Here is a 19887-nt window from a genome sequence, read left to right as displayed (position 1 = left end):
CGCTGCCCTCAGCGGGAGCGCGCGCCCAGAACCCTCACACCCCCCGCGCGCTCCCGCTGAGGGCAGCGTTCCTCGCGGGAAACAGGTGGGATGCGGTCGGGTAACACCGGCGTCGCAGGCTCCTGGGCATGACCTCGAATCCGCGTGTGGTGCCCACCATCGTGCTCGTCGGCCACGGCATGGTCGGTCAGCGCTTCCTCGAAGCGCTCGCCGAGCGCGGCCTGACCGCGACACACCGCGTGGTCGTGCTGTGCGAGGAGCCGCGTCCGGCGTACGACCGCGTCCAGCTCACCTCGTACTTCTCGGGCCGCACACCCGAGGAACTCTCCCTCACGGACGCGCAGTTCATCAGCGACCACGGGATCGAGCTGCGGATCGGCGACCCGGCGGAGACGATCGACCGGGCAAGCAGGACGGTAGTCGCCCGCTCTGGATTCTCGGTGGAGTACGACACCCTCGTCCTCGCCACCGGCTCGTACCCGTTCGTGCCGCCGGTCCCGGGCAGGGACGCCGAGGGCTGTTTCGTCTACCGCACGATCGACGACCTGCTCGCGATCGAGGCGTACGCGAAGTCGAGGGCCACGACCGGTGCCGTGGTCGGTGGCGGGCTGCTCGGTCTCGAGGCCGCCGGTGCGCTCAAGGGGCTCGAACTGACCACGCACATCGTGGAGTTCGCGCCCCGGCTGATGCCGGTACAGGTCGACGAGGGCGGTGGCGCGGCCCTGCTGCGCACCATCGAGGACATGGGCCTCACCGTCCACACGGGGACCGGTACGCAGGAGATCCTGGCCGGTCCGGACGGCGCGGTCACCGGCATGAAGCTGTCGGACGGTTCCGAACTCGCCACGGACATGGTGGTGTTCAGCGCCGGTGTCCGCCCCCGCGACCAACTCGCCCGGGAATCAGGCCTGTCGGTCGGCGAGCGTGGCGGTATCGCGGTCGACGAGCAGTGCCGTACGGTCACCGACCCGCAGGTGTTCGCGATCGGCGAGTGCGCGCTGGCCGCGGACGGCCGGGTGTACGGCCTGGTGGCCCCGGGCTATGAGCAGGCCGAGACGGCCGCGGCGACCATCGCCCAGGACGAATCGGCGTTCACCGGCGCGGACTTGTCGACCAAGCTGAAGCTGCTCGGCGTGGACGTGGCGTCCTTCGGCGACGCGCACGGCGCCACCGCGGACTGCCTCGACGTCGTCTACTCCGACGCGCGGACGGGCACGTACAAGAAGCTGGTGATCGGCCGGGGCGGCGAGCTGCTGGGCGGCATCCTGGTCGGCGACGCGGACGCGTACGGCACGCTGCGCGCGTTCACCGGGTCCGTACCGCCCGTCTCTCCCGAGCAGTTGGTGCTGCCGGCCGGTTCCGGGGGCGCCGTCCAGCTCGGGCCGTCCGCGCTGCCCGACGCGGCCGTCATCTGCTCCTGCCACAACGTGACCAAGGGCGCGATCCGCGGCGCGGTGACGGACCACTCCTGCACGAGCGTGCCGGAGGTGAAGAAGTGCACCAAGGCCGGTACGGGCTGCGGGAGTTGCGTCAAGGTGCTCGGCCAGCTGGTCACCTCCGAACTGGAGGCGAACGGCGTCGAGGTCGACAAGGGCCTGTGCGGCTGCTTCGCGCAGACCCGCGAGGAGTTGTACGAGATCGCCCTCGCGCTGCGGATCAACTCCTACCAGGACCTGCTGGATCGCTACGGCCGTGAGGGCGCCCGGGGCGGCGACGGCTGCGAGACCTGCAAGCCGACGGTCGCCTCGATCATCGCGTCCCTCGCCCCGACGATCGGCGCGAGCGGCTATGTGCTGGACGGCGAACAGGCGGCCCTCCAGGACAGCAACGACCACTTCCTCGCCAACCTCCAGAAGAACGGCTCCTATTCGATCGTGCCGCGCATCCCCGGCGGCGAGATCACCCCCGAGAAACTCATCGTGATCGGCGAGGTGGCACGGGACTTCGGCCTCTACACGAAGATCACCGGCGGCCAGCGCATCGACCTCTTCGGCGCCCGGGTGGAGCAACTCCCGCTGATCTGGGCGAGGTTGGTGGACGCCGGCTTCGAGTCGGGCCACGCGTACGGCAAGGCCCTGCGCACGGTGAAGTCCTGCGTCGGCCAGACCTGGTGCCGCTACGGCGTCCAGGACTCGGTGCGGATGGCGATCGACCTGGAGCTGCGCTACCGGGGCCTGCGCTCGCCGCACAAGCTCAAGTCGGCGGTCTCCGGCTGCGCCCGCGAGTGCGCCGAGGCCCAGTCGAAGGACTTCGGGATCATCGCGACGGCCAACGGCTGGAACCTGTACGTCGGCGGCAACGGCGGCGCGACCCCGCGCCACGCGGACCTCTTCGCCCAGGACCTCTCCGATGCCGAACTGGTGCGCCTGATCGACCGGTTCCTCATGTTCTACATCCGTACGGCCGACCGGCTTGAGCGCACGAGCGTGTGGCTGGAGCGGATTCCGGGCGGCCTCGACCATGTGCGGGACGTGGTCGTCAGGGACTCGCTCGGTATCTGCTCTGAGTTGGAGTCGCTGATGGCGGCGCATGTCGCCGGGTACCGCGACGAGTGGGCCGAGACCATCAACGACCCCGAGAAACTGGACCGGTTCGTGTCCTTCGTGAACGCGCCCGACACCCCCGACCCCGTCGTCGGCTTCGTCGCCGAGCGCGACCAGATCAAGCCCGACCTGCCCCTGCTGACCATCGGCATGCGGCCCCAGCAGCCCGCAGACGTCCTGGAAGGAAGCGCCCAGCGATGACCCTGGCTCCCGAGACGACCGACCTGAAGGTCCAACTCCAGCTCGCCGACGGCTGGTTCACGGTCTGCGACCTGAACCGGCTCACCCCCGGCCGCGGCGTCGCGGCCCTGCTCCCCGACGGCCGCCAGGTCGCCCTGTTCCGCGACCGCGCGGGCATCCTCTACGGCATCGACAACCGCGACCCCTTCAACGGCGCGGCCGTCCTCTCCCGCGGCCTGACCGGCACCCACCAGGGCCGCCCGTTCGTCGCCTCGCCGCTGCTCAAGCAGCGCTTCGACCTGATCTCCGGGGAGTGCCTGGACGACGCGTCGGTGCGGGTGGCGACGTACGAGGTGCGGGCCTCGTAGAAGGCGTCTCCGCGACCTGATCCATCAGGTCAACTGACCTGTGTTCGCCGGGACTTGCCACGGCTTGCCCGACCCTCGATTGCCGCTACCATCACTCGCCAGATCCTTGTGGGGTACGCGATACGGGGGATGCACGGCATGTATGTGGTGGAGTTACCTGTCGGTCCTGGCGAGGCGGACGTGGTGAAGGTCGAGGTCCGTGAGGTCGACGAGGGCATCCAACAGGTCGCCCGGCCGGGGCAGGTGGTGGCACGGGCCTCGCGGTCGCTCGGGGACATGCTGCGATCGGTACGGCCGGTGGCGGAGACGTTCGTCGGGAGTTTCCGGGACATCGCGCAGCCGCCGGACGAGATCGCGCTGGCGTTCGGGGTCACCCTGACCGCCGAGGCCGACGCGCTGATAACCAGCACTGCGGCGGCGGCCAACTTCTCGGTGTCGCTGGTGTGGCGGCGCACCCGGCCGGACGACGCAGCCCAGGGATGAGCGGGGCGAGCACGGAGGTCGGGCCCCGGAATCTCGACACCGCCGTCCTACGGATCTGGGGTCCGCGCGACCTCCCCGTCGGTGCGGGCTTCCTGGTCACCGGCGAACTGGCCTTCACCTGCGCCCATGTCGTCACCGCGGCGCTCGGCACGCCGAAGGACGAACGGCCTCCGCACGACGCCCGAATCCGCCTCGATCTGCCGCTGAGCGGTACCCGGGCGTCGGTGACCGCGCGCGTGCACCATTGGGCGGGCGCACAGGACATCGCCGTACTGCGACTGGACGGACCACTGCCCGGTGCGCGGCCGGTCCGCCTGGTACGGGCGGCCGAGGTATGGCACCACCCGATGCGCGCCTTCGGGTTCCCGGTCGGGCGCGGCGAGGGGGTGTGGCACTCGGGCCGGCTCCTCGACCGACAGGGCGACGGCTGGATCCAGACCGAGATGACCTCCCCGCACGGCTACCGGGTCTCGGGCGGATTCAGCGGCGGGCCCGTCTGGGACGACCGGCTGGCCGGTGTCGTCGGCATGGTGGTGGCGGCCGAGACGAAGGAGCCCGCCGCGGCCTATCTCATCCCGGCCGACGAACTGCTGCTTCCCTGGCCGGAGTTGGAGCTGCCGACCGTTCCGGAGTCGCCGTTCCGTCCGCTGGCCGCGTTCGGCGAGGCCGACGCGCGGTACTTCTTCGGCCGCGAGGAGGAGACCGCGCAGGTGGCCGACCTGGTGCGCAAGCACGAGGTGGTCACCCTGGTCGGGCCGTCCGGCTCCGGGAAGTCCTCGCTGGCCATGGCGGGTGTCGTCCCCCGACTGCGGAAGAACGGGTACGAAGCCGTGGTACTGCGCCCGGCCTCCTCCCACGGCAGCCCGTTGACCGCGCTCGCCGACGCCCTCCTTCCGCTGCTGGAACCCGGTCTGCCCGAAGTGGACCGGCAGGACAGGACCCACAAACTGGCGGGCGTCCTGGAAAGCGGAGGCAGGTCCGCGCTGCACTCGGCGGTGACGGCCGCACTGCGGACCGGGGGCCGCCGGCGCCTGCTGCTGGTCGTCGACCAGTGCGAAGAGGCCCTCGCCGTCCCGCCGGAAGAGATCGCCGCAGTGACCCGGCTCCTGTCCGGCGAGAGCGCGCCCGAGCAACTGCGCGTCCTGATCACCCTGCGCGCGGACTTCCTGGAACCGGCGCTGGCCGACCCCTCCCTCGGTCCACTGGTCAAACAACGCATCCACGCACTGCGGCCGATGGACCACGAGCAACTCCGCGAGGTGATCGACCGGCCCGTGGACGACACCCCGCAGGTGTCCTACGACGGCGGACTGGCCGACCGGATCCTGCGGGACACAGGCGACGCGCCGGGCGCCCTGCCGCTGCTCGTCATGGCTCTGGACCTGTTGTGGCGCGAACAGACCGTGCACGGCCGGCTGACCCACGAGGCGTACGAGCGGACCGAGGGTGTCACCGGCGCCCTGCGCGGCGAGGCGGAGCGGGTCTGGGCGGAGAACGTGCGGGAGGCGGACGAACCGGCCGCCCGCCGGCTGTTCACCCGGCTGGTCCGGGTCCCGGTGGCCGGGTCGGGAGCGGTCGCCCGCCGACCGGCGGTCCGCTCCGAACTCGCCCCCGGCGAATGGGAGATCGCCCAGCGGCTAGCGGCCACCCGACTGCTGGTCGCCGGCGGCGGGGAGAGCGTCGAGCTCGCCCACGAGGCGCTGATCACCGGCTGGCCGAAGCTGGCCGGATGGGTGGCCGAGGACCACGAGTTCCTCGCCTGGCGCGAGACCGTACGCCTCGACATGGACCGCTGGCGGGACGCCGGGAAACCGGCCGAACTGCTCCCCGCGGCGGTGACCTTGGCCACCGGGCAACGCTGGCTCGGGGCACGCGCCGACGACATCGGCGGGCCCGAGCGGGAGTTCCTGGAACAGGGCCGCCGCCGGCGCCGGTCGGCCGTACGGAGGCGGCGCGGTCTGTTCTCGGTGCTCGGGCTGATCTCCGTGCTGGCGCTGGTCCTCGGCGCGCTCTTCGGATATCAGCGCGAGGTCAGCGCGGAGCAGCACGCCGCCGCGAACTCCCGTGCCCTGGCGAGCCTTTCGGCCGACCAGCGGCTCCAGGATCCGGCCCTGGCGGTCAAGTTGGCGCTGGCGGCCTACCGCACGTCACCGACGGACGAGGCCAAGAACACACTGCTGCGGTACTACGCCCAGTACCGGGCCACCACCCGGATCCTGTCCGGGACGCTGGACGAGGTCGAGGACTTCCGGGCCAGCCTGGACGGCGACGTGATACTCGCCCGTACACCCGCGGGACGGGCGACACTCTTCGTCCACGCGCTCGGCGGGACGGTACGCAAGGTGCAGCTCAACGGGCCGCAGTACGCCATGAATCCACTGGTCTCGGGAGACGGCAGCAGGGTCGGGTACGTCGGGGGCGACGGAGTCGTCTGGTTCAACGTCCACCCGGACGCCCACTCGCTGGTGGGCGAACCCCGTCAACTGGTCAGTTCGGCGCCGGAGTTGACGAAAGCCCTGTACAACACGCCGTTCGCGCAACTCTCTTACGACGGACACCTGTTGGCGGCGGGCAGCGGGATGAGCGTGGCGTGGTGGGATCTGGAGCGCGGCGCCCTCGGAGGCCGGATCTGGCTGCCCCAGGTGAGGGGCGGGGAGGTACGGGGTGTGTGGTTCGGGCCGGACGACGACACACTTGTCGTGCTTGCCGAGATGGCTGACTACACGCAACGGCTGATGGTCGTTGACCGCCGTTCGAGCAAGGTCCGCGTCATCGCCGCCTCCTTCGAAAGCGCCGTGGTCTCGGGCGACGGACGTGCCGTGGCGATCTGCCGCCCCGAAACGAAGGGCGACGGGGACAAGCAGGGCGTCTACACGGGACTGCGGATCCCCGACGGCAGCACGCTGGGCCGGTACGAGAACCCGGATTCCACCGGTTGCGACCCGGTCACGCTCGGTCCGAAAGGCCATCAACTCGTCTTGGGTATCACCACCAAGACGCTGGTCGACCTGCCGCGCGGCAGGCTCCTCTCGAAGTTCGAGGAGCCGGACGACGGAGGCACGTCCGTGGTGTCCTACGCCCGGCTCGTGGGACCCGCGACGAAGCCGGTGCTCATCACCGGTAACGGCTCGGGGATCTTTGCCGTCCAGACGTCGGCCGTCCCCGCGCAGGACATGCAGCACATCGACCTGACCCCTGACGGCCAAAGGATCGTCACGGTGCCGACAGGCGGGAGATCCATCCAGCTCAGGTCGGCGAGCCTGGACTCCGACATCCTCGCCGAGGCACCCCGCCTCAAGCCCTACTGGGAAGCCGACGATTTGGTCGCCTTCGGCGAGCACGCCACCCTGCTGGCCCACCGTGAGGGCGTGAACACCGTGGTGGTACGGGAGACCGCGTCACTGCGACGGCTGGCCGTGATCACCACCGCCATGCCGCCCACTCTCGCAAACAGCCGTCTCCAACCGGCTCTCAGGTACTTCTTCGACGGCTATGGCCACCTCGTCACGCTCGCTGGTGCGACGCTCCAGCGCTGGGACGCAAGAACGGGGCACGCCGTCGACGACTACGACCTCAACGTCCTGGGACGCACGGTCGCAGCGCAGAAGGGCAAGGACTTCCCGGACTACGACATCAATGGCTACCCGGCTCCCGACCGGGTGACCGTCGTCGTTCGGGACGACCCGTACGTCCGAGTCCTCGCGCTGCCGAGCGGACGGGTGACGACCCGGTACCGGACGAGCCACGCCGATCTCATCGCCGCGTCCTTCGACTCGAACGGCCGCTACTTCGCGGTGCTGCGCAAGAGCAAGACCATCGAGCTGTGGAGCACCGACCCCGTGCGCAGGAAGATCGGCCCGCTGTCGGGCTTCGACATCCCTGCTGCCGTCGGTTTCCTGAAAACTCCGGGCCGCTACATGATCGCCTCCAACAACAAGATCCGCGTCTACCGGGTCGAGGAACGGAGCTACGACCTCTCGTACGACCTCGGCCCCTACAGCGATCTGAGTACGGATCAGCCCAGGTACTACTTCCTGGACGCCTCCGGCGACGGCCGGACGCTGCTGTACCTCCGGGCCGGCAACACCGACGTCGTCTATCCCCTGAGGTTACGGCCCGACGACTGGATCGACGCCCTGTGCCGGATGCTCGGCGGCAGTGATCTCAGCACGGAAGAGCGCAGCAGTCAGCCCGTGCCCGTCCCGACCGAGCCCATCTGCCCGTGAGCGTGATCCCGCTCGCGATGTTCTCCAAGCGCAGCCGCAACGCCGCAACGTGGGTCTACTACGATTTTCTTGACCGTATATTCCAAAAAGACCTACTCTCCTCCCCATGGCCAGAACCAAGGAATTCGACCCCGACGCCGCCCTCCAGTCCGCCCTGGAACTGTTCTGGCGGCGCGGCTACGAGGCGACGTCGATGGCCGATCTGGTAGGCCACCTGGGCATCGGCCGGGCCAGCCTCTACGCGACCTTCGGCAGCAAGCACGAGCTGTACCTGAAGGCGCTGGACCGCTACGACCGGGCCGGACTCCCGCCGATCGTGCGGGAGTTGTCCCAGCCGGGCCCCGCGCTGCCGGCCGTACGAGCGGTCGTGCGGCGGTACGCGTCGGAGGCCGCCGACGACCAACTACGCCTGAACGGCTGCCTGGTGACCAATACGGCGGCCGAACTCGCCCCGCACGACCCGGCCGCGACCCGGCGCGTCGAGCGCAACTGGGACCAGCTGGAGACCGTACTGCACTCGGCACTTGTCCGCGCCCAGGCGCAGGACGAACTGCCCGCGGACCGCGACCCGCTCACCCTCGCCCGCATGCTGCTGGTGCTGATGCAGGGGCTACGGGTGGTCGGCAAGGCGTCGGCGGACCCGGCGCGGGTGCGGGACGCGGCGGAACAGGCCCTGCGGCTGCTGGACTGACACACGCCGTCGGCCCCTTGCTCAAAGGGGCTCTTTCTATGCCCGCATACTGAACCGATCGGTCAAGAAAAAGGGGAGATCATGACCACCACCCGCCTCACAGGCAAGACGGCTCGCTTCACCGGCCGGACGGCCCTCGTCACCGGCGCCGGCTCCGGGATCGGCCGTGGCATCGCCCTCGCGTTCGGCGCCGAGGGGGCGAACGTCGTCGTCGCCGGGCGGCGGCGGGAACCGCTCGACGAGACCGTCGCCCTCATCGAGGCCGGGGGCGGGAAGGCCCTCGCGGTGAGCGCCGACGTGTCGAAGGCCGTCGATGCCCACGCCCTGGTCCGGGCTGCCGTCGACCGGTACGGCTCGCTCGACGTGGCCGTCAACAACGCGGGGGTCTTCCGCGGCGGACAGCCCCTCGCCGACCTCACCGAGGAGGACTGGCGCACACAGCTCGACATCAACGTCACCGGCGTGTTCCTCGCGCTCCAAGCGGAGATCCGGCACATGCGCGCCCAGCCCTCCGGCGGCGCGATCGTCAACGTGGCCTCCACCTTCGGCGTGCACACGAGCAGCCCGGGAGCCGCCGCCTACGCCGCCTCCAAGGCCGCGGTCACCGTACTCAGCAAGGGTGCCGCCGTGGACCACATCCGCGAGGGCGTCCGTATCAACGTGGTCAGCCCCGGCCCCACCGACACCCCCATGTCCCTGCGCCCCGGCGAGACACCGGCCGAACGCGCCGAACGCGCGAAGGCCGGGCTCCCCCTCGGCCGTATCTCCGCCACGGCCGAAGTCGCGGCCGCTGTCCTCTACCTGGCCTCGGACGACGCGGGGTCGGTGGTGGGTACGGACTTGGTGGTGGACAGCGGAGCCACTGCGTGAACCTCCGCTCTCATACCTTGAGTTGCCCGTACACAACCCCCGTCAGCTCTTCCGAGGCCGCCCAAAGGCGTTGCCCCATCGCGTCGTTGCGGGTCCACGGTGTCCGCCAGGACGGTGCCGGCGCCCCGCGCCACATCGCGACGCGGGGCCCGAAGAAGGAGTCGGGGCGGACGTCGGGGGCCGTGGCGGCGTAGAGGGAGGGCAGTGCGCCGGCCTCCGCCGACTGGGCGAAGATCCGGTTGCCGAGTTCCATGAGCCGTTCCGCGCCCCTGCGCCCCTCCGCCTGGGGCCCGGCGGTCTGGAGGTTGGTGGCGGCGTACCCGGGGTGGGCGGCGGTCGCGACCACCCCCGAACCGGCCGCCGCGAGCCGCCGCGCCACCTCGTGCGTGAAGAGGAGGTTGGCGGTCTTGGAACGGGCGTAGGCGGTCCAACGGCTGTACCGGCGCTCGCTGTTGAGGTCGTCGATGTCGATGTTGGCGAGCGCGTGCATGAAGCTGGAGAGCGTGACGATCCGCGCGTCGGGCGCGTCGAGCAGGGCCGGCAGCAGCAGCCCGGTGAGCGCGAAGTGCCCGAGGTGGTTGACCCCGAAGTGCGTCTCGAAGCCGTCCACCGTCGTGCCGTACGGCATCGCCATGACCCCCGCATTGTTGACGAGCAGATCGAGCCGCTCGTACGGGAACGTGGCCGCGAACTCCCTTACGGAGGACAGGTCCCCGAGGTCCAGCCGTCCGAACTGGGCCTCGGCGCCCGGCACTTCGGCCACGATCCGGTCGGCGGCCTCGTTCCCCCGCACCGCGCTCCGGCAGGCGAGCACGACCCGGGCGCCCTTGCGGGCCAGCTCGCGGGCGGTGACGTAGCCGAGACCGCTGTTGGCCCCGGTGACGACGGCGACCCGGCCGCGCTGGTCGGGGACGGCCTTCTCGTTCCAGCCGGACATGGGCGGCTCCCTCCGTCGACGCCTGACTCCCGGCGTACGAAGAGCGTACGAGAGCCGGACCGGGCCCGCTCCCCGCACACCGAGTGACGTGACCATCACAGCTTGGTCACTCCTCCTTCACATGTTCCGCCGGGGCATTACGTTCCATGCCACACCAGACACAGGGGGACGAGATGACCCATCCGTACGCGATGCCACCCATGCCACCGGCGCCCCAGCCCGTCCGGCCCGCGCCCCGCTGGGCCCGCAAGCGCTATGTGCTCCCCGCCCTCGCGCTGACCCTCTTCGTCGGCGTCGGAATCGGTGCCTCCGGCCAGGACCCGAAGAAGGACACGGCGGCCGACGCGATGCCCGCCGCCGCCAGTCCCCGGCCGACGATGACGGTCACCGCGACCACGACGGAGACGGCCGCCCCGGCGCCCGCGCCCACGGTCACGACGACGAAGACCGTCAAGGTCACGAAGACGGTCACCGCCGAGGCCGCCGTGGACAACGGTTCCGGTTCCGACGACAGCGGCTCCGGCGGCGGCAGCACCTACTACACGAACTGCACCGCCGCCCGCGCCGCCGGCGTCACGCCGCTCCACCGGGGCGATCCGGGCTACGACTCCCACCTCGACCGGGACGGGGACGGCGTCGCCTGCGAGTGACGGCGGACGGCAGGCAACAGCAGACGGCAGCGGAGAGGGGCGGCATCCCCGCACGGGTGCCGCCCCTCTCCTCGTGATCCGGAACCGCCGTCGCGTCGGTGAGGGTCAGGGTGACCGACGGCTGTCCCGGGGTCCGTCAGCGGTGGTCGCTCCCCTGCGCCGCACAGGCCGCCCGTCCCGCCTCGAGCCGCGCCACCGGGATCCGGAACGGCGAGCAGGAGACGTAGTCCAGTCCGACCTCGTGGAAGAAGTGGACCGACTCGGGGTCGCCGCCGTGTTCGCCGCAGACGCCGAGCTTGAGGTCCGGGCGGGTCTCGCGGCCCGCCTTCGCCGCGAGCTTCACCAGGGAGCCGACGCCGTCGCGGTCGATGGTCTCGAAGGGGCTGACGCCGAAGATGCCCTTCTCCAGGTAGGCCGTGAAGAACGAGGCTTCCACGTCGTCGCGGCTGAAGCCCCACACCGTCTGGGTGAGGTCGTTCGTGCCGAAGGAGAAGAACTCCGCCGCCTCCGCGATCTGGCCCGCCGTCAGCGCGGCGCGCGGGAGTTCGATCATCGTGCCGATGGACAGCTTCAGGGACGTGCCCGTCGCGGCCTCCACCTCGGCGATGACCTGGTCGGCCTCCTCGCGGACGATCTCCAGCTCCTGGACCGTGCCGACGAGGGGGATCATGATCTCCGCGCGCGGGTCGCCCTTCGCCGCCTTGCGCTCGGCCGCGGCCTCGGCGATCGCCCGTACCTGCATGGTGAACAGGCCGGGGATGACCAGGCCCAGGCGTACGCCCCGCAGACCCAGCATCGGGTTCTGCTCGTGCAGACGGTGGACCGCCTGGAGCAGCCGCAGGTCGTTCTCGTGGGACTCCTGGCGCGACTCCGCCAGCGCCACGCGGACCGACAACTCCGTGATGTCCGGGAGGAATTCATGCAGCGGCGGGTCCAACAGGCGGACGGTGACCGGGAGTCCGTCCATCGCCTTGAACAGCTCGACGAAGTCCGCCTTCTGGAGCGGGAGAAGCGCCTTGAGGGACTCCTCGCGCTCGGTGTCCGTGTCGGCCAGGATCAGGCGTTCCACCAACTCCCGGCGGTCGCCGAGGAACATGTGCTCCGTACGGCACAGCCCGATGCCCTGCGCGCCGAAGCGGCGGGCGCGCAGCGCGTCCTCGGCGTTGTCCGCGTTGGCGCGCACCCGCAACCGGCGTACGCGGTCGGCGTACCCGATGATCCGGTGCACCGCCTCGACCAACTCGTCGGCGTCGTCGGCGCCCGCGTGCATACGGCCCTCGAAGTACTCGACGACGGGGGACGGGACGACCGGAACCTCACCGAGGTACACCTTGCCGCTGGACCCGTCGATGGAGATCACGTCGCCCTCCTCCACCACATGCCCACCCGGCACGACCATCCGGCGCCGCTTGGTGTCGACCTCCAACTCCTCGGCACCGCACACACAGGTCTTGCCCATGCCCCGCGCCACGACGGCCGCATGGGATGTCTTGCCGCCACGGGACGTCAGGATGCCCTCGGCCGCGATCATGCCGTCGAGGTCGTCGGGGTTGGTCTCGCGGCGGACCAGGATCACCTTCTCGCCCGAACGCGACCACTTCACCGCCGTGTACGAGTCGAAGACCGCCTTGCCGACCGCAGCGCCCGGCGAGGCCGCGATGCCCCGGCCGACCTGCTGGACCTTCGCGTCCTCGTCGAAGCGCGGGAACATCAGCTGCGCCAACTGGGCGCCGGTGACCCGCTGGAGGGCCTCCGCCTCGTCGATCAGCCCCTGGTCGACGAGTTGGGTCGCGATCCGGAAAGCCGCACCCGCCGTCCGCTTCCCCACCCGCGTCTGGAGCATCCACAACTGCCCGCGCTCGATGGTGAATTCGATGTCGCAAAGATCCTTGTAGTGGTTCTCCAGGGTCTTCATGATCTGCATGAGCTGGTCGTACGACGCCTTGTCGATCTGCTCAAGTTCCGCGAGCGGCACGGTGTTTCGGATGCCCGCGACCACGTCCTCGCCCTGCGCGTTCTGCAAGTAATCGCCGTAGACGCCCTGGTGGCCGCTGGCCGGGTCGCGGGTGAAGGCGACACCGGTGCCCGAGTCGGGGCCGAGGTTGCCGAAGACCATCGAGCAGACGTTGACGGCGGTGCCGAGGTCGTGCGGGATGCGTTCCTGGCGGCGGTACAGCTTGGCGCGGTCGGTGTTCCAGGAGTCGAAGACCGCGTGGATGGCGAGGTCCATCTGCTCGCGCGGGTCCTGCGGGAAGTCGCGGCCCGCCTCGGCCTTGACGATCCGCTTGAAGCGGGTGACCAGCTTCTTCAGGTCGGCCGCGTCCAGCTCGGTGTCGACCGTGACCTTCTTGGTCTCCTTGGCCTTGTCGAGGGCCTCCTCGAAGAGGTCGCCGTCGACGCCGAGGACGGTCTTCCCGAACATCTGGATGAGGCGGCGGTACGAGTCCCACGCGAAGCGCTCGTCGCCGGCCTGCTTCGCCAGGCCCTGCACGGACTTGTCGGAGAGGCCGATGTTCAGGACGGTGTCCATCATGCCGGGCATGGAGAACTTCGCCCCGGAACGGACCGAAACGAGGAGGGGGTCGTCGGCCTGCCCGAGCTGCTTGCCCATCGTCGACTCGAGCGCGTCGAGGTGTGCACTCACCTCGTCACGCAGTGCCGCCGGCTCCTCGCCACTGTCGAGGTAGGTCTTGCACGCCTCGGTGGTGATGGTGAAGCCGGGGGGCACGGGAAGGCCCAGGTTGGTCATCTCGGCGAGGTTGGCACCCTTGCCGCCGAGAAGGTCCTTGAGGTCCTTGTTTCCCTCGGTGAAGTCGTAGACGAACTTCGCTACGTGGGGTTCTTTGTTTTCCGACACGGGTCTCGACTCCTCGGGACGCGGGTGGCTGCCCTGACGGCCAGGAACATACCCAGATCGAAGGCGCCTGGGTACGTCCACTTGCATGTCATGCGTCCGTAACCAGTCGTCCGCCAGCGGATCGAAAGTCAAGGCTCGGCAAGCGAACACCGCCGAGTGTTTTCACTTCTTGAACGCGACCGGGCCCATCTGCGGCATTTTCCGCTCACCTGAGCGGGTTGCGCGCTCGCCTGATTTCGATCGATGAACGATCAAGGGGTGGCACGGAGTGCCACCCCTTGGAGAAGTGCAGCCGCGCAAGATCCGCTCACCTGAGCGCCACCCCTATCAAAGGTGGTGAGAATCACGCTTCCACACCCGGCCGGATTTCACCATGCGGACGGCCGCCGGACGAGTCTCCGGGCGGAAACGCGAACGTCACATGCCCAGCGCGAGCAGCCGCTCCTCGACCCGCTCCGGCGCGTACAGGTGCTCCACGACCAGCGCCCCCGCCCCCACCAGACCGGCCCGCTCGCCGAGCCGCGAGGTCAGTACGTGCAGATGAGCGGTGGAGCGCGGCAGCGCCCGCTGGTACAGCAGCTCGCGTACGCCCGTGAGGAAGGAGGTCCCGGCCAGGTCCCCCGCGATCATCAGCACCCCGGGGTTGAGCAGCGTCACCACGGTCGCCAGGACGTCACCGACCTGCCGTCCCGCCTCGCGGGCGAACGCGGCCGCTCCCGGATGCCCCGACGCCAGCAGGTCCCGTACGTCCGAGCCGGACGCGGCCGGCACCCCGGTCTCGGCCAGCCGCCGCGCCACCGCGCCACCGCTCGCCACGGCGGCGAGACAGCCGTAGGACCCGCAGCGGCACAGCGCCTGCGCGCCCGCCGGGATCCGGATGTGGCCGATGTCGCCGGCGCCGCCGTCGATCCCCCGGAAGATGGAGCCGCCGACGACGACCCCGGCGCCGATACCGGTCGAGACCTTGACCAGGACGAAGGCCCCGCAGTCGGGGTGTCCGGTGCGCTGTTCGCCGTAGGCCATGAGGTTGGCGTCGTTGTCGACGAGGACCGGTACGCGGGGGGCGCCGGTGTGTTCCGTGAAGGCGCGGGCCAGGCGGCCTCTTATGTCGTAGCCGTCCCAGCCGGGCATCATCGGCGGCTGGACGACGCGGCCGGTGTCGGTGTCGACCGGGCCGGGGACCGCGAGCCCGATCCCGCAGACCTCGGACGCCCGATGCCCGGCCTTCTCCAGCAACTCGGCGAACCAGCGGCCGAGTTCACCCAGTACGACGTCCGGGCCGTCCTCGATGACGAGCGTGCCGCCGTGCTCCGCGAGGATCTCGCCGGTGAGCGAGAGGACGCACGCGCGCGCGTGCCGGGTGTCCAGGTCCGCCGCGAGGACCACGGCATGAGCGTCGTCGAATTCGAGAGTGATCGAGGGGCGACCGCCCAGCGGGGAGTCCACCGGACCGCCCGCGCCCTCGCGCAGCCAGCCCGCGCGGAACAGCCGGTCCAGGCGCTGGCCGACGGTCGCGCGGGAGAGTCCGGTCACTTGCTGGAGGGCGCCTCGGGTCGTGGCGCGCCCGGTGCGCACCAGTTCGAGCAGATCTCCGGCGCTCCCTTGACCTCTTCCCGTCATGCGCACCCCCTTGTGTTTCTCAACCCTGCATTACATATTGAGTTTTGCGTGTTAAATAGACGTAACCCTACGGTAGCCATGACCGAACCGGTCGGCACGACGTGTTTCGTGGAGTCCCGAGTGGATCGCACTGCCCAGCTCACAGCCCTCCCAGTGGAGCACCACCTCGTATACGATCCGCCGTCCTTGTCAGGTTCGCTGCACCTCAGGGCGGCTGCCGTCCTCGAGGGGAACTGGACGGGAACCTCAACGGTCCCCTCCCGTGGTCTGTATCCGCACCAGTGGTCCTGGGACTCCGCGTTCATCGCGATCGGTCTGCGGCACCTCTCGCCGCTGCGGGCCCAGACGGAGCTGGAGACGCTGCTCGCCGCCCAGTGGGGCGACGGCCGTATCCCGCACATCGTCTTCAACCCCTCCGTACCGCTCGACGCGTACTTCCCGAGCCCCGACTTCTGGCGCTCCTCGACCGCGGGGCACAGCGCGGGCGCCCCGCGCACCGTACAGACCTCGGGCATCGTGCAGCCACCGGTGCACGCGCTCGCCGCCTGGCTGGTGCACTGCGCGGACCCGGGCCTGTCCCGCGCACGCGGCTTCCTCGCCGGTGTCTACCCCAAGCTGGCCGCCTGGCACCGCTATCTGCTGCACCGGCGCGATCTCGGCGGGGGCGGGCTCGCGTCCGTCGTGCACCCCTGGGAACAGGGTATGGACAACAGCCCTTGCTGGGACGCCCCGTTGAGCCGGATCACACCCGCCCCGGCCCGGTCCTTCCGCCGCGCCGACCTCGACCACGGAGCGGCCGAGGACCGGCCCACGGACCTCGACTACGGCCGTTACGTGCGCCTGGCGACGGACTACCGGGACGGCCAATACGCCGACGGGGCAAGCGAGTTCGCGGTGGAGGACCCGTCCTTCAACGCCCTGCTCATCGCCTCCGAGCACGCACTGGCCCGTATCGCACGGGAGTTGGGCGCGACGGGCACGGCCCGGCACGCCCGCGCGGAGCGGCTGACCGGGGTCCTGATCGAGCGGCTGTGGGACCCGGCGGAGGGCATGTTCTTCTGCCGCGACGTGCGCGGCGAGACGCAGGACGCGGGACACCGGCCCCTCACCGGCGCCCTGATCCCCGAGCGCAGCGTCTCCGGCCTGATCCCGCTGCTCCTCCCCGACCTGCCCCGGGACATCGTCACGGCCCTCGTCCGTACGGCGTCCGGCCCGCACTTCGGTCTCGGCGACAGCACCGAACTCCCGCCCAGCTACGACCTGTTGGGCGAGGCCTTCGATCCGCACCGGTACTGGCGCGGCCCGGCCTGGTTCAACACGAGCTGGCTGCTGGAGCGCGGCCTGCGGCTGCACGGCGAGCGGCAGCGGGCGGACGCCCTGCGCGAGGCGGTCCTGGAGACGGCGGCCGCCACCGACTTCGCCGAGTACGTCGACCCGTACGACGGCGAGGCGTGCGGCGCGACCGGCTTCAGCTGGACCGCCGCGCTGACCCTCGATCTGCTTCACGAGCCCCCCGGACACGGCGTGTCCGGCACGGGTCTCGGCACGTTCGGCATGAGTGGCACAGAAGTGAACGGCACAGAAGTCAAGGGCGCCAAGAGAGTCAAGGGAGGGGACCGGGGATGACGGACCGACACCATCTGCTTGTGCACGGCGGGACGTTCGCAGCCGTGGGCGACGGCGGGGACATCAGCGGCGTACGGGGCGGCAGTTCCCCGGACGGGTTATTCGTACGGGACGCCCGGCACCTGAGCCGTTGGCAGTTGACGGTCGACGGCGCGGTGCCGGAGGCGCTGACGCCGGTGGCCGACGGGGACATGGCGCGCTGTGTCCTGGTCCCGCGCGGCGGTCGCCAGGAGCCGCCGGCGCACACGCTCTTCCGTGAACAGGCCGTGGGCGACGGCGCGTTCGTCGAATCGCTGAAGGTGACCAGCAACCGCCCGGTGCCGACGACGGTCCGGCTCGCGGTCACCGCGGACGCCGACTTCACGGACCAGTTCGAACTCCGCTCGGACTACCGCACCTACGCGAAGATCGGAGCCACCCGCTCCCGCCAAGTCCTCGAGGACGGCGTGGAGTTCGCCTACCAGCGCGGCGAATGGCGCTCTTGTACGACGGTCACGGCCGAACCGGCCCCCGACGGCGTCGAGGAGACGGGCACCGGCGCCCGCCGCATGGTGTGGACCCTGGACCTGGAACCGCACGGCACCGCCGAGTTGGCGCTGCGCGTGATGGCCCGCCCGCACGGCGACAAGCGCGCCCTGCGGGTACCGCGCTCACCGTCCGCCCTGAACGACCAACTCCTCGCGCTGGAGGGCGAGTACGTCCAGGGCGTCTCCTTCCCCACCGGCTGGCCGGAGTTGGCCGCGGCCTGCGCCCGGGGCCTGTCGGACCTGGCCTCGCTCCAGGTACCGGCGACGGGCCCGGACGGCGAGGAGTTGCGGGTCCCGGCGGCGGGAGCCCCGTGGTTCCTGACCCTCCTGGGCAGGGACGCACTCCTCACGTCGCTCTTCGCCCTCCCCTACCGCCCCCAACTGGCCGCCGCCACGCTGCCGGCGCTGGCCGCGACCCAGGCGACGGCGGTGGGCCCCGAGTCGGTGTCGCAGCCCGGCAAGATCGTGCACGAGGTGCGGCACGGCGAGTTGGCGCACTTCGGGCAGGTGCCGTACGGGCGTTACTACGGCTCGGTGGACGCGACGCCGCTGTTCCTGGTGCTGCTGGGCGCGTACGTCGAGCAGACCGGCGACACGGCGCTGGCCCGCCGTCTGGAGCCCAACGCCCGTGCGGCGATCGGCTGGATGCTGGACCACGGCGGCCTCACCTCGCGCGGCTATCTGGTCTACCGCGCCGACCAGGGCGGCCTGGCCAACCAGAACTGGAAGGACTCCCCCGGCGCGATCTGCGGCGCCGACGGGACGCGGGCGAGTGGTCCGGTGATGGCGGCGGGGGCGCAGGGGTACGCGTACGACGCGCTGCGCCGCACGGCGTGGGTGGCGCGGACGGTGTGGGAGGACGAGACGTACGCGGCGCTCCTGGAACAGGCCGCGGCGGACCTGCGGGACCGTTTCCAGCGGGACTTCTGGATGCGGGAGCACTCCTTCCCGGCGCTGGCGCTCGACGGCGAGGGCCGGCAGGTGGACGCGCTGGCGTCGGACGCGGGCCATCTGCTGTGGTCCGGTCTCCTCGACAAGGAGTACGGCGAGCTGGTCGGCCGCAGGCTGCTGGCACCGGACTTCTTCTCGGGCTGGGGAGTCCGCACGCTCGCCTCCGGACAGGCGGCGTACCACCCGCTCTCGTACCACCGGGGTTCGGTCTGGCCGCACGACAACGCGCTGATCACGCTGGGCCTGGCCCGCTACGGCCTGCACGACGAGGCCCGTACGGTCGCGCACGCGCTGGTCGACGCGGCGACGGCGACCGGCCACCGCCTCCCGGAGGTGCTCGCGGGCTACGGCCGCGACACCCACCCGGAGCCGGTCCCGTACCCGCACGCGTGTGTGCGGGAGTCCAGGTCGGCGGCGGCTCCGCTGGCGCTGCTCACGGCGGTAGGGGGCGCGTGACGCAACGGTGATAAGCCGTTTGCCGGGTGTTTGCCCAGTTCCGTGAACAGCGGCCTGAGGCGACTCGTACGGAAGAGCGGCGGTCCTGCCTCCCCAGTTCGGACCGCCACTCCACTCCGATCACGGGCCTCGCACGGAAGGACCTTCGGGTTGCCTCAGCACACGAGCACACGCCAGACACCGAATACGGCCGGGGCAGCCGATGGCGAGGTACTGCCGCCGGACACGAACAACGACCCGAAGCCGAGCGGCGCGACAGCGACGGCAGAGACAGCACCGGGAACTTCTGCCGGCTCCGACCCCAAGTCCGAGGCCGCCAGAGGGAGTTCTACGGCTGCGGGGAGCGAGGTCGGACTTTCGGCGGGCGCAGAGACAGAGGCCGCCCCTTCCATAGGCGCGAAGGTGGGGGTTCGGGAGGGTACCGAGACCCGAGCCAACACATCGGCGGGCCACGGCAGCAAGACCGGGACCCCCGAAGTCACCGAGGCGGAAGCCGAGGCCCGGGTCAACTCCCCTGCGGGCGCCGGGACCAAGGCCGACTCCCCCGCCAACGCCGAGGCCGAAGCCGGTACTTCGCCCGCCGCCAAGGCCGAGCAGGCCGAAGCCCCCGCGCCCGAACGGGCCGTAGAAACGTCCCCCGAAACCACGGCGGAAGCCGCGCCCGAGACCGGGTCCGACGCGACTTCCGGCACCGCGTCCGGTGCCGTGAAGTCCCTCGCAACCGAGGGCGCCGACGCCACCGAAGCCGCAGACGCTGCTGAAGACCCCGGCTCCGAAGCCGCCGAGAATGCCTCCGCGAGCGCCCCGGACATCGAAACCGAGCCCGCCACCGCCGCGGACACCTCAGCCGAACCCGCCACGACCACCGGCTCCGACGCTGACGCCTCCGCCGCCCCCACAAC

General features: G+C 70.7%; 12 protein-coding genes and 1 pseudogene. 10 read left to right on the top strand and 3 right to left on the bottom strand.

What is annotated here, in order from left to right; all coding sequences use genetic code 11:
* The first annotated feature begins 128 nt into the window (after nt 1-128).
* From nirB to JHN63_RS41295, 6 genes are all read left to right on the top strand, one after another.
* Nucleotides 129-2744, top strand: coding sequence for a nitrite reductase large subunit NirB (nirB, locus tag JHN63_RS41320; protein WP_200690268.1), 2616 nt, complete (start codon nt 129-131; stop codon nt 2742-2744).
* Complete coding sequence (nirD, locus tag JHN63_RS41315; RefSeq protein WP_200690267.1) at nt 2741-3091, top strand: nitrite reductase small subunit NirD; 351 nt, start codon at nt 2741-2743, stop codon at nt 3089-3091. The genes nirB and nirD overlap by 4 nt, the downstream gene beginning before the upstream one ends.
* A gap of 129 nt (nt 3092-3220) precedes the next feature.
* Nucleotides 3221-3574, top strand: a complete 354-nt coding sequence (locus JHN63_RS41310) for a CU044_2847 family protein (protein WP_307782106.1) — start codon at nt 3221-3223, stop codon at nt 3572-3574.
* On the top strand, nt 3571-7800 hold the full coding sequence (locus JHN63_RS41305) for a serine protease (RefSeq protein WP_200690266.1): 4230 nt from the start codon (nt 3571-3573) through the stop codon (nt 7798-7800). The genes JHN63_RS41310 and JHN63_RS41305 overlap by 4 nt, the downstream gene beginning before the upstream one ends.
* A 106-nt stretch (nt 7801-7906) precedes the next feature.
* Entirely contained in the window at nt 7907-8491 is a 585-nt protein-coding gene (locus JHN63_RS41300) for a TetR/AcrR family transcriptional regulator (protein WP_200690265.1), read from the top strand.
* Nucleotides 8492-8572: 81 nt separating this feature from the next.
* Nucleotides 8573-9361, top strand: a complete 789-nt coding sequence (locus tag JHN63_RS41295) for an SDR family NAD(P)-dependent oxidoreductase (protein WP_200690264.1) — start codon at nt 8573-8575, stop codon at nt 9359-9361.
* A gap of 10 nt (nt 9362-9371) precedes the next feature.
* Here the strand turns inward: JHN63_RS41295 and JHN63_RS41290 are convergent, their stop codons facing one another.
* Entirely contained in the window at nt 9372-10298 is a 927-nt protein-coding gene (locus JHN63_RS41290; RefSeq protein WP_200690263.1) for an oxidoreductase, read from the bottom strand.
* Nucleotides 10299-10471: 173 nt separating this feature from the next.
* Between JHN63_RS41290 and JHN63_RS41285 the strand changes: the two genes are divergently transcribed.
* Complete coding sequence (locus JHN63_RS41285) at nt 10472-10948, top strand: excalibur calcium-binding domain-containing protein (protein ID WP_200690262.1); 477 nt, start codon at nt 10472-10474, stop codon at nt 10946-10948.
* Nucleotides 10949-11084: 136 nt separating this feature from the next.
* On the opposite strand, the gene ppdK is transcribed toward JHN63_RS41285, so the two are convergent.
* A complete protein-coding gene (gene ppdK, locus JHN63_RS41280) occupies nt 11085-13805 on the bottom strand; it encodes a pyruvate, phosphate dikinase (protein ID WP_200690261.1) in 2721 nt (906 codons plus the stop codon).
* Nucleotides 13806-14222: 417 nt separating this feature from the next.
* Entirely contained in the window at nt 14223-15425 is a 1203-nt protein-coding gene (locus JHN63_RS41275; RefSeq protein WP_200690260.1) for an ROK family protein, read from the bottom strand.
* A gap of 120 nt (nt 15426-15545) precedes the next feature.
* Here JHN63_RS41275 and JHN63_RS41270 point away from each other — a divergent pair, with 120 nt between their 5' ends.
* From JHN63_RS41270 to JHN63_RS41260, 3 genes and pseudogenes are all read left to right on the top strand, one after another.
* Nucleotides 15546-17051 (top strand): hypothetical protein, encoded by a 1506-nt coding sequence (locus JHN63_RS41270; RefSeq protein ID WP_307782105.1) that lies wholly within the window; start codon nt 15546-15548, stop codon nt 17049-17051.
* Complete coding sequence (locus tag JHN63_RS41265) at nt 17048-18985, top strand: glycogen debranching N-terminal domain-containing protein (protein WP_200690258.1); 1938 nt, start codon at nt 17048-17050, stop codon at nt 18983-18985. The genes JHN63_RS41270 and JHN63_RS41265 overlap by 4 nt, the downstream gene beginning before the upstream one ends.
* A 402-nt stretch (nt 18986-19387) precedes the next feature.
* Nucleotides 19388-19887: pseudogene (locus JHN63_RS41260) on the top strand (hypothetical protein); the annotation flags it as partial.

Source organism: Streptomyces sp. MBT65, from assembly GCF_016612545.1.
In the GTDB taxonomy this organism is placed as follows: Bacteria; Actinomycetota; Actinomycetes; order Streptomycetales; family Streptomycetaceae; genus Streptomyces.
Note: the sequence above shows the minus strand (reverse complement) of the source record. Positions and strands in the feature narration are given on the sequence as shown.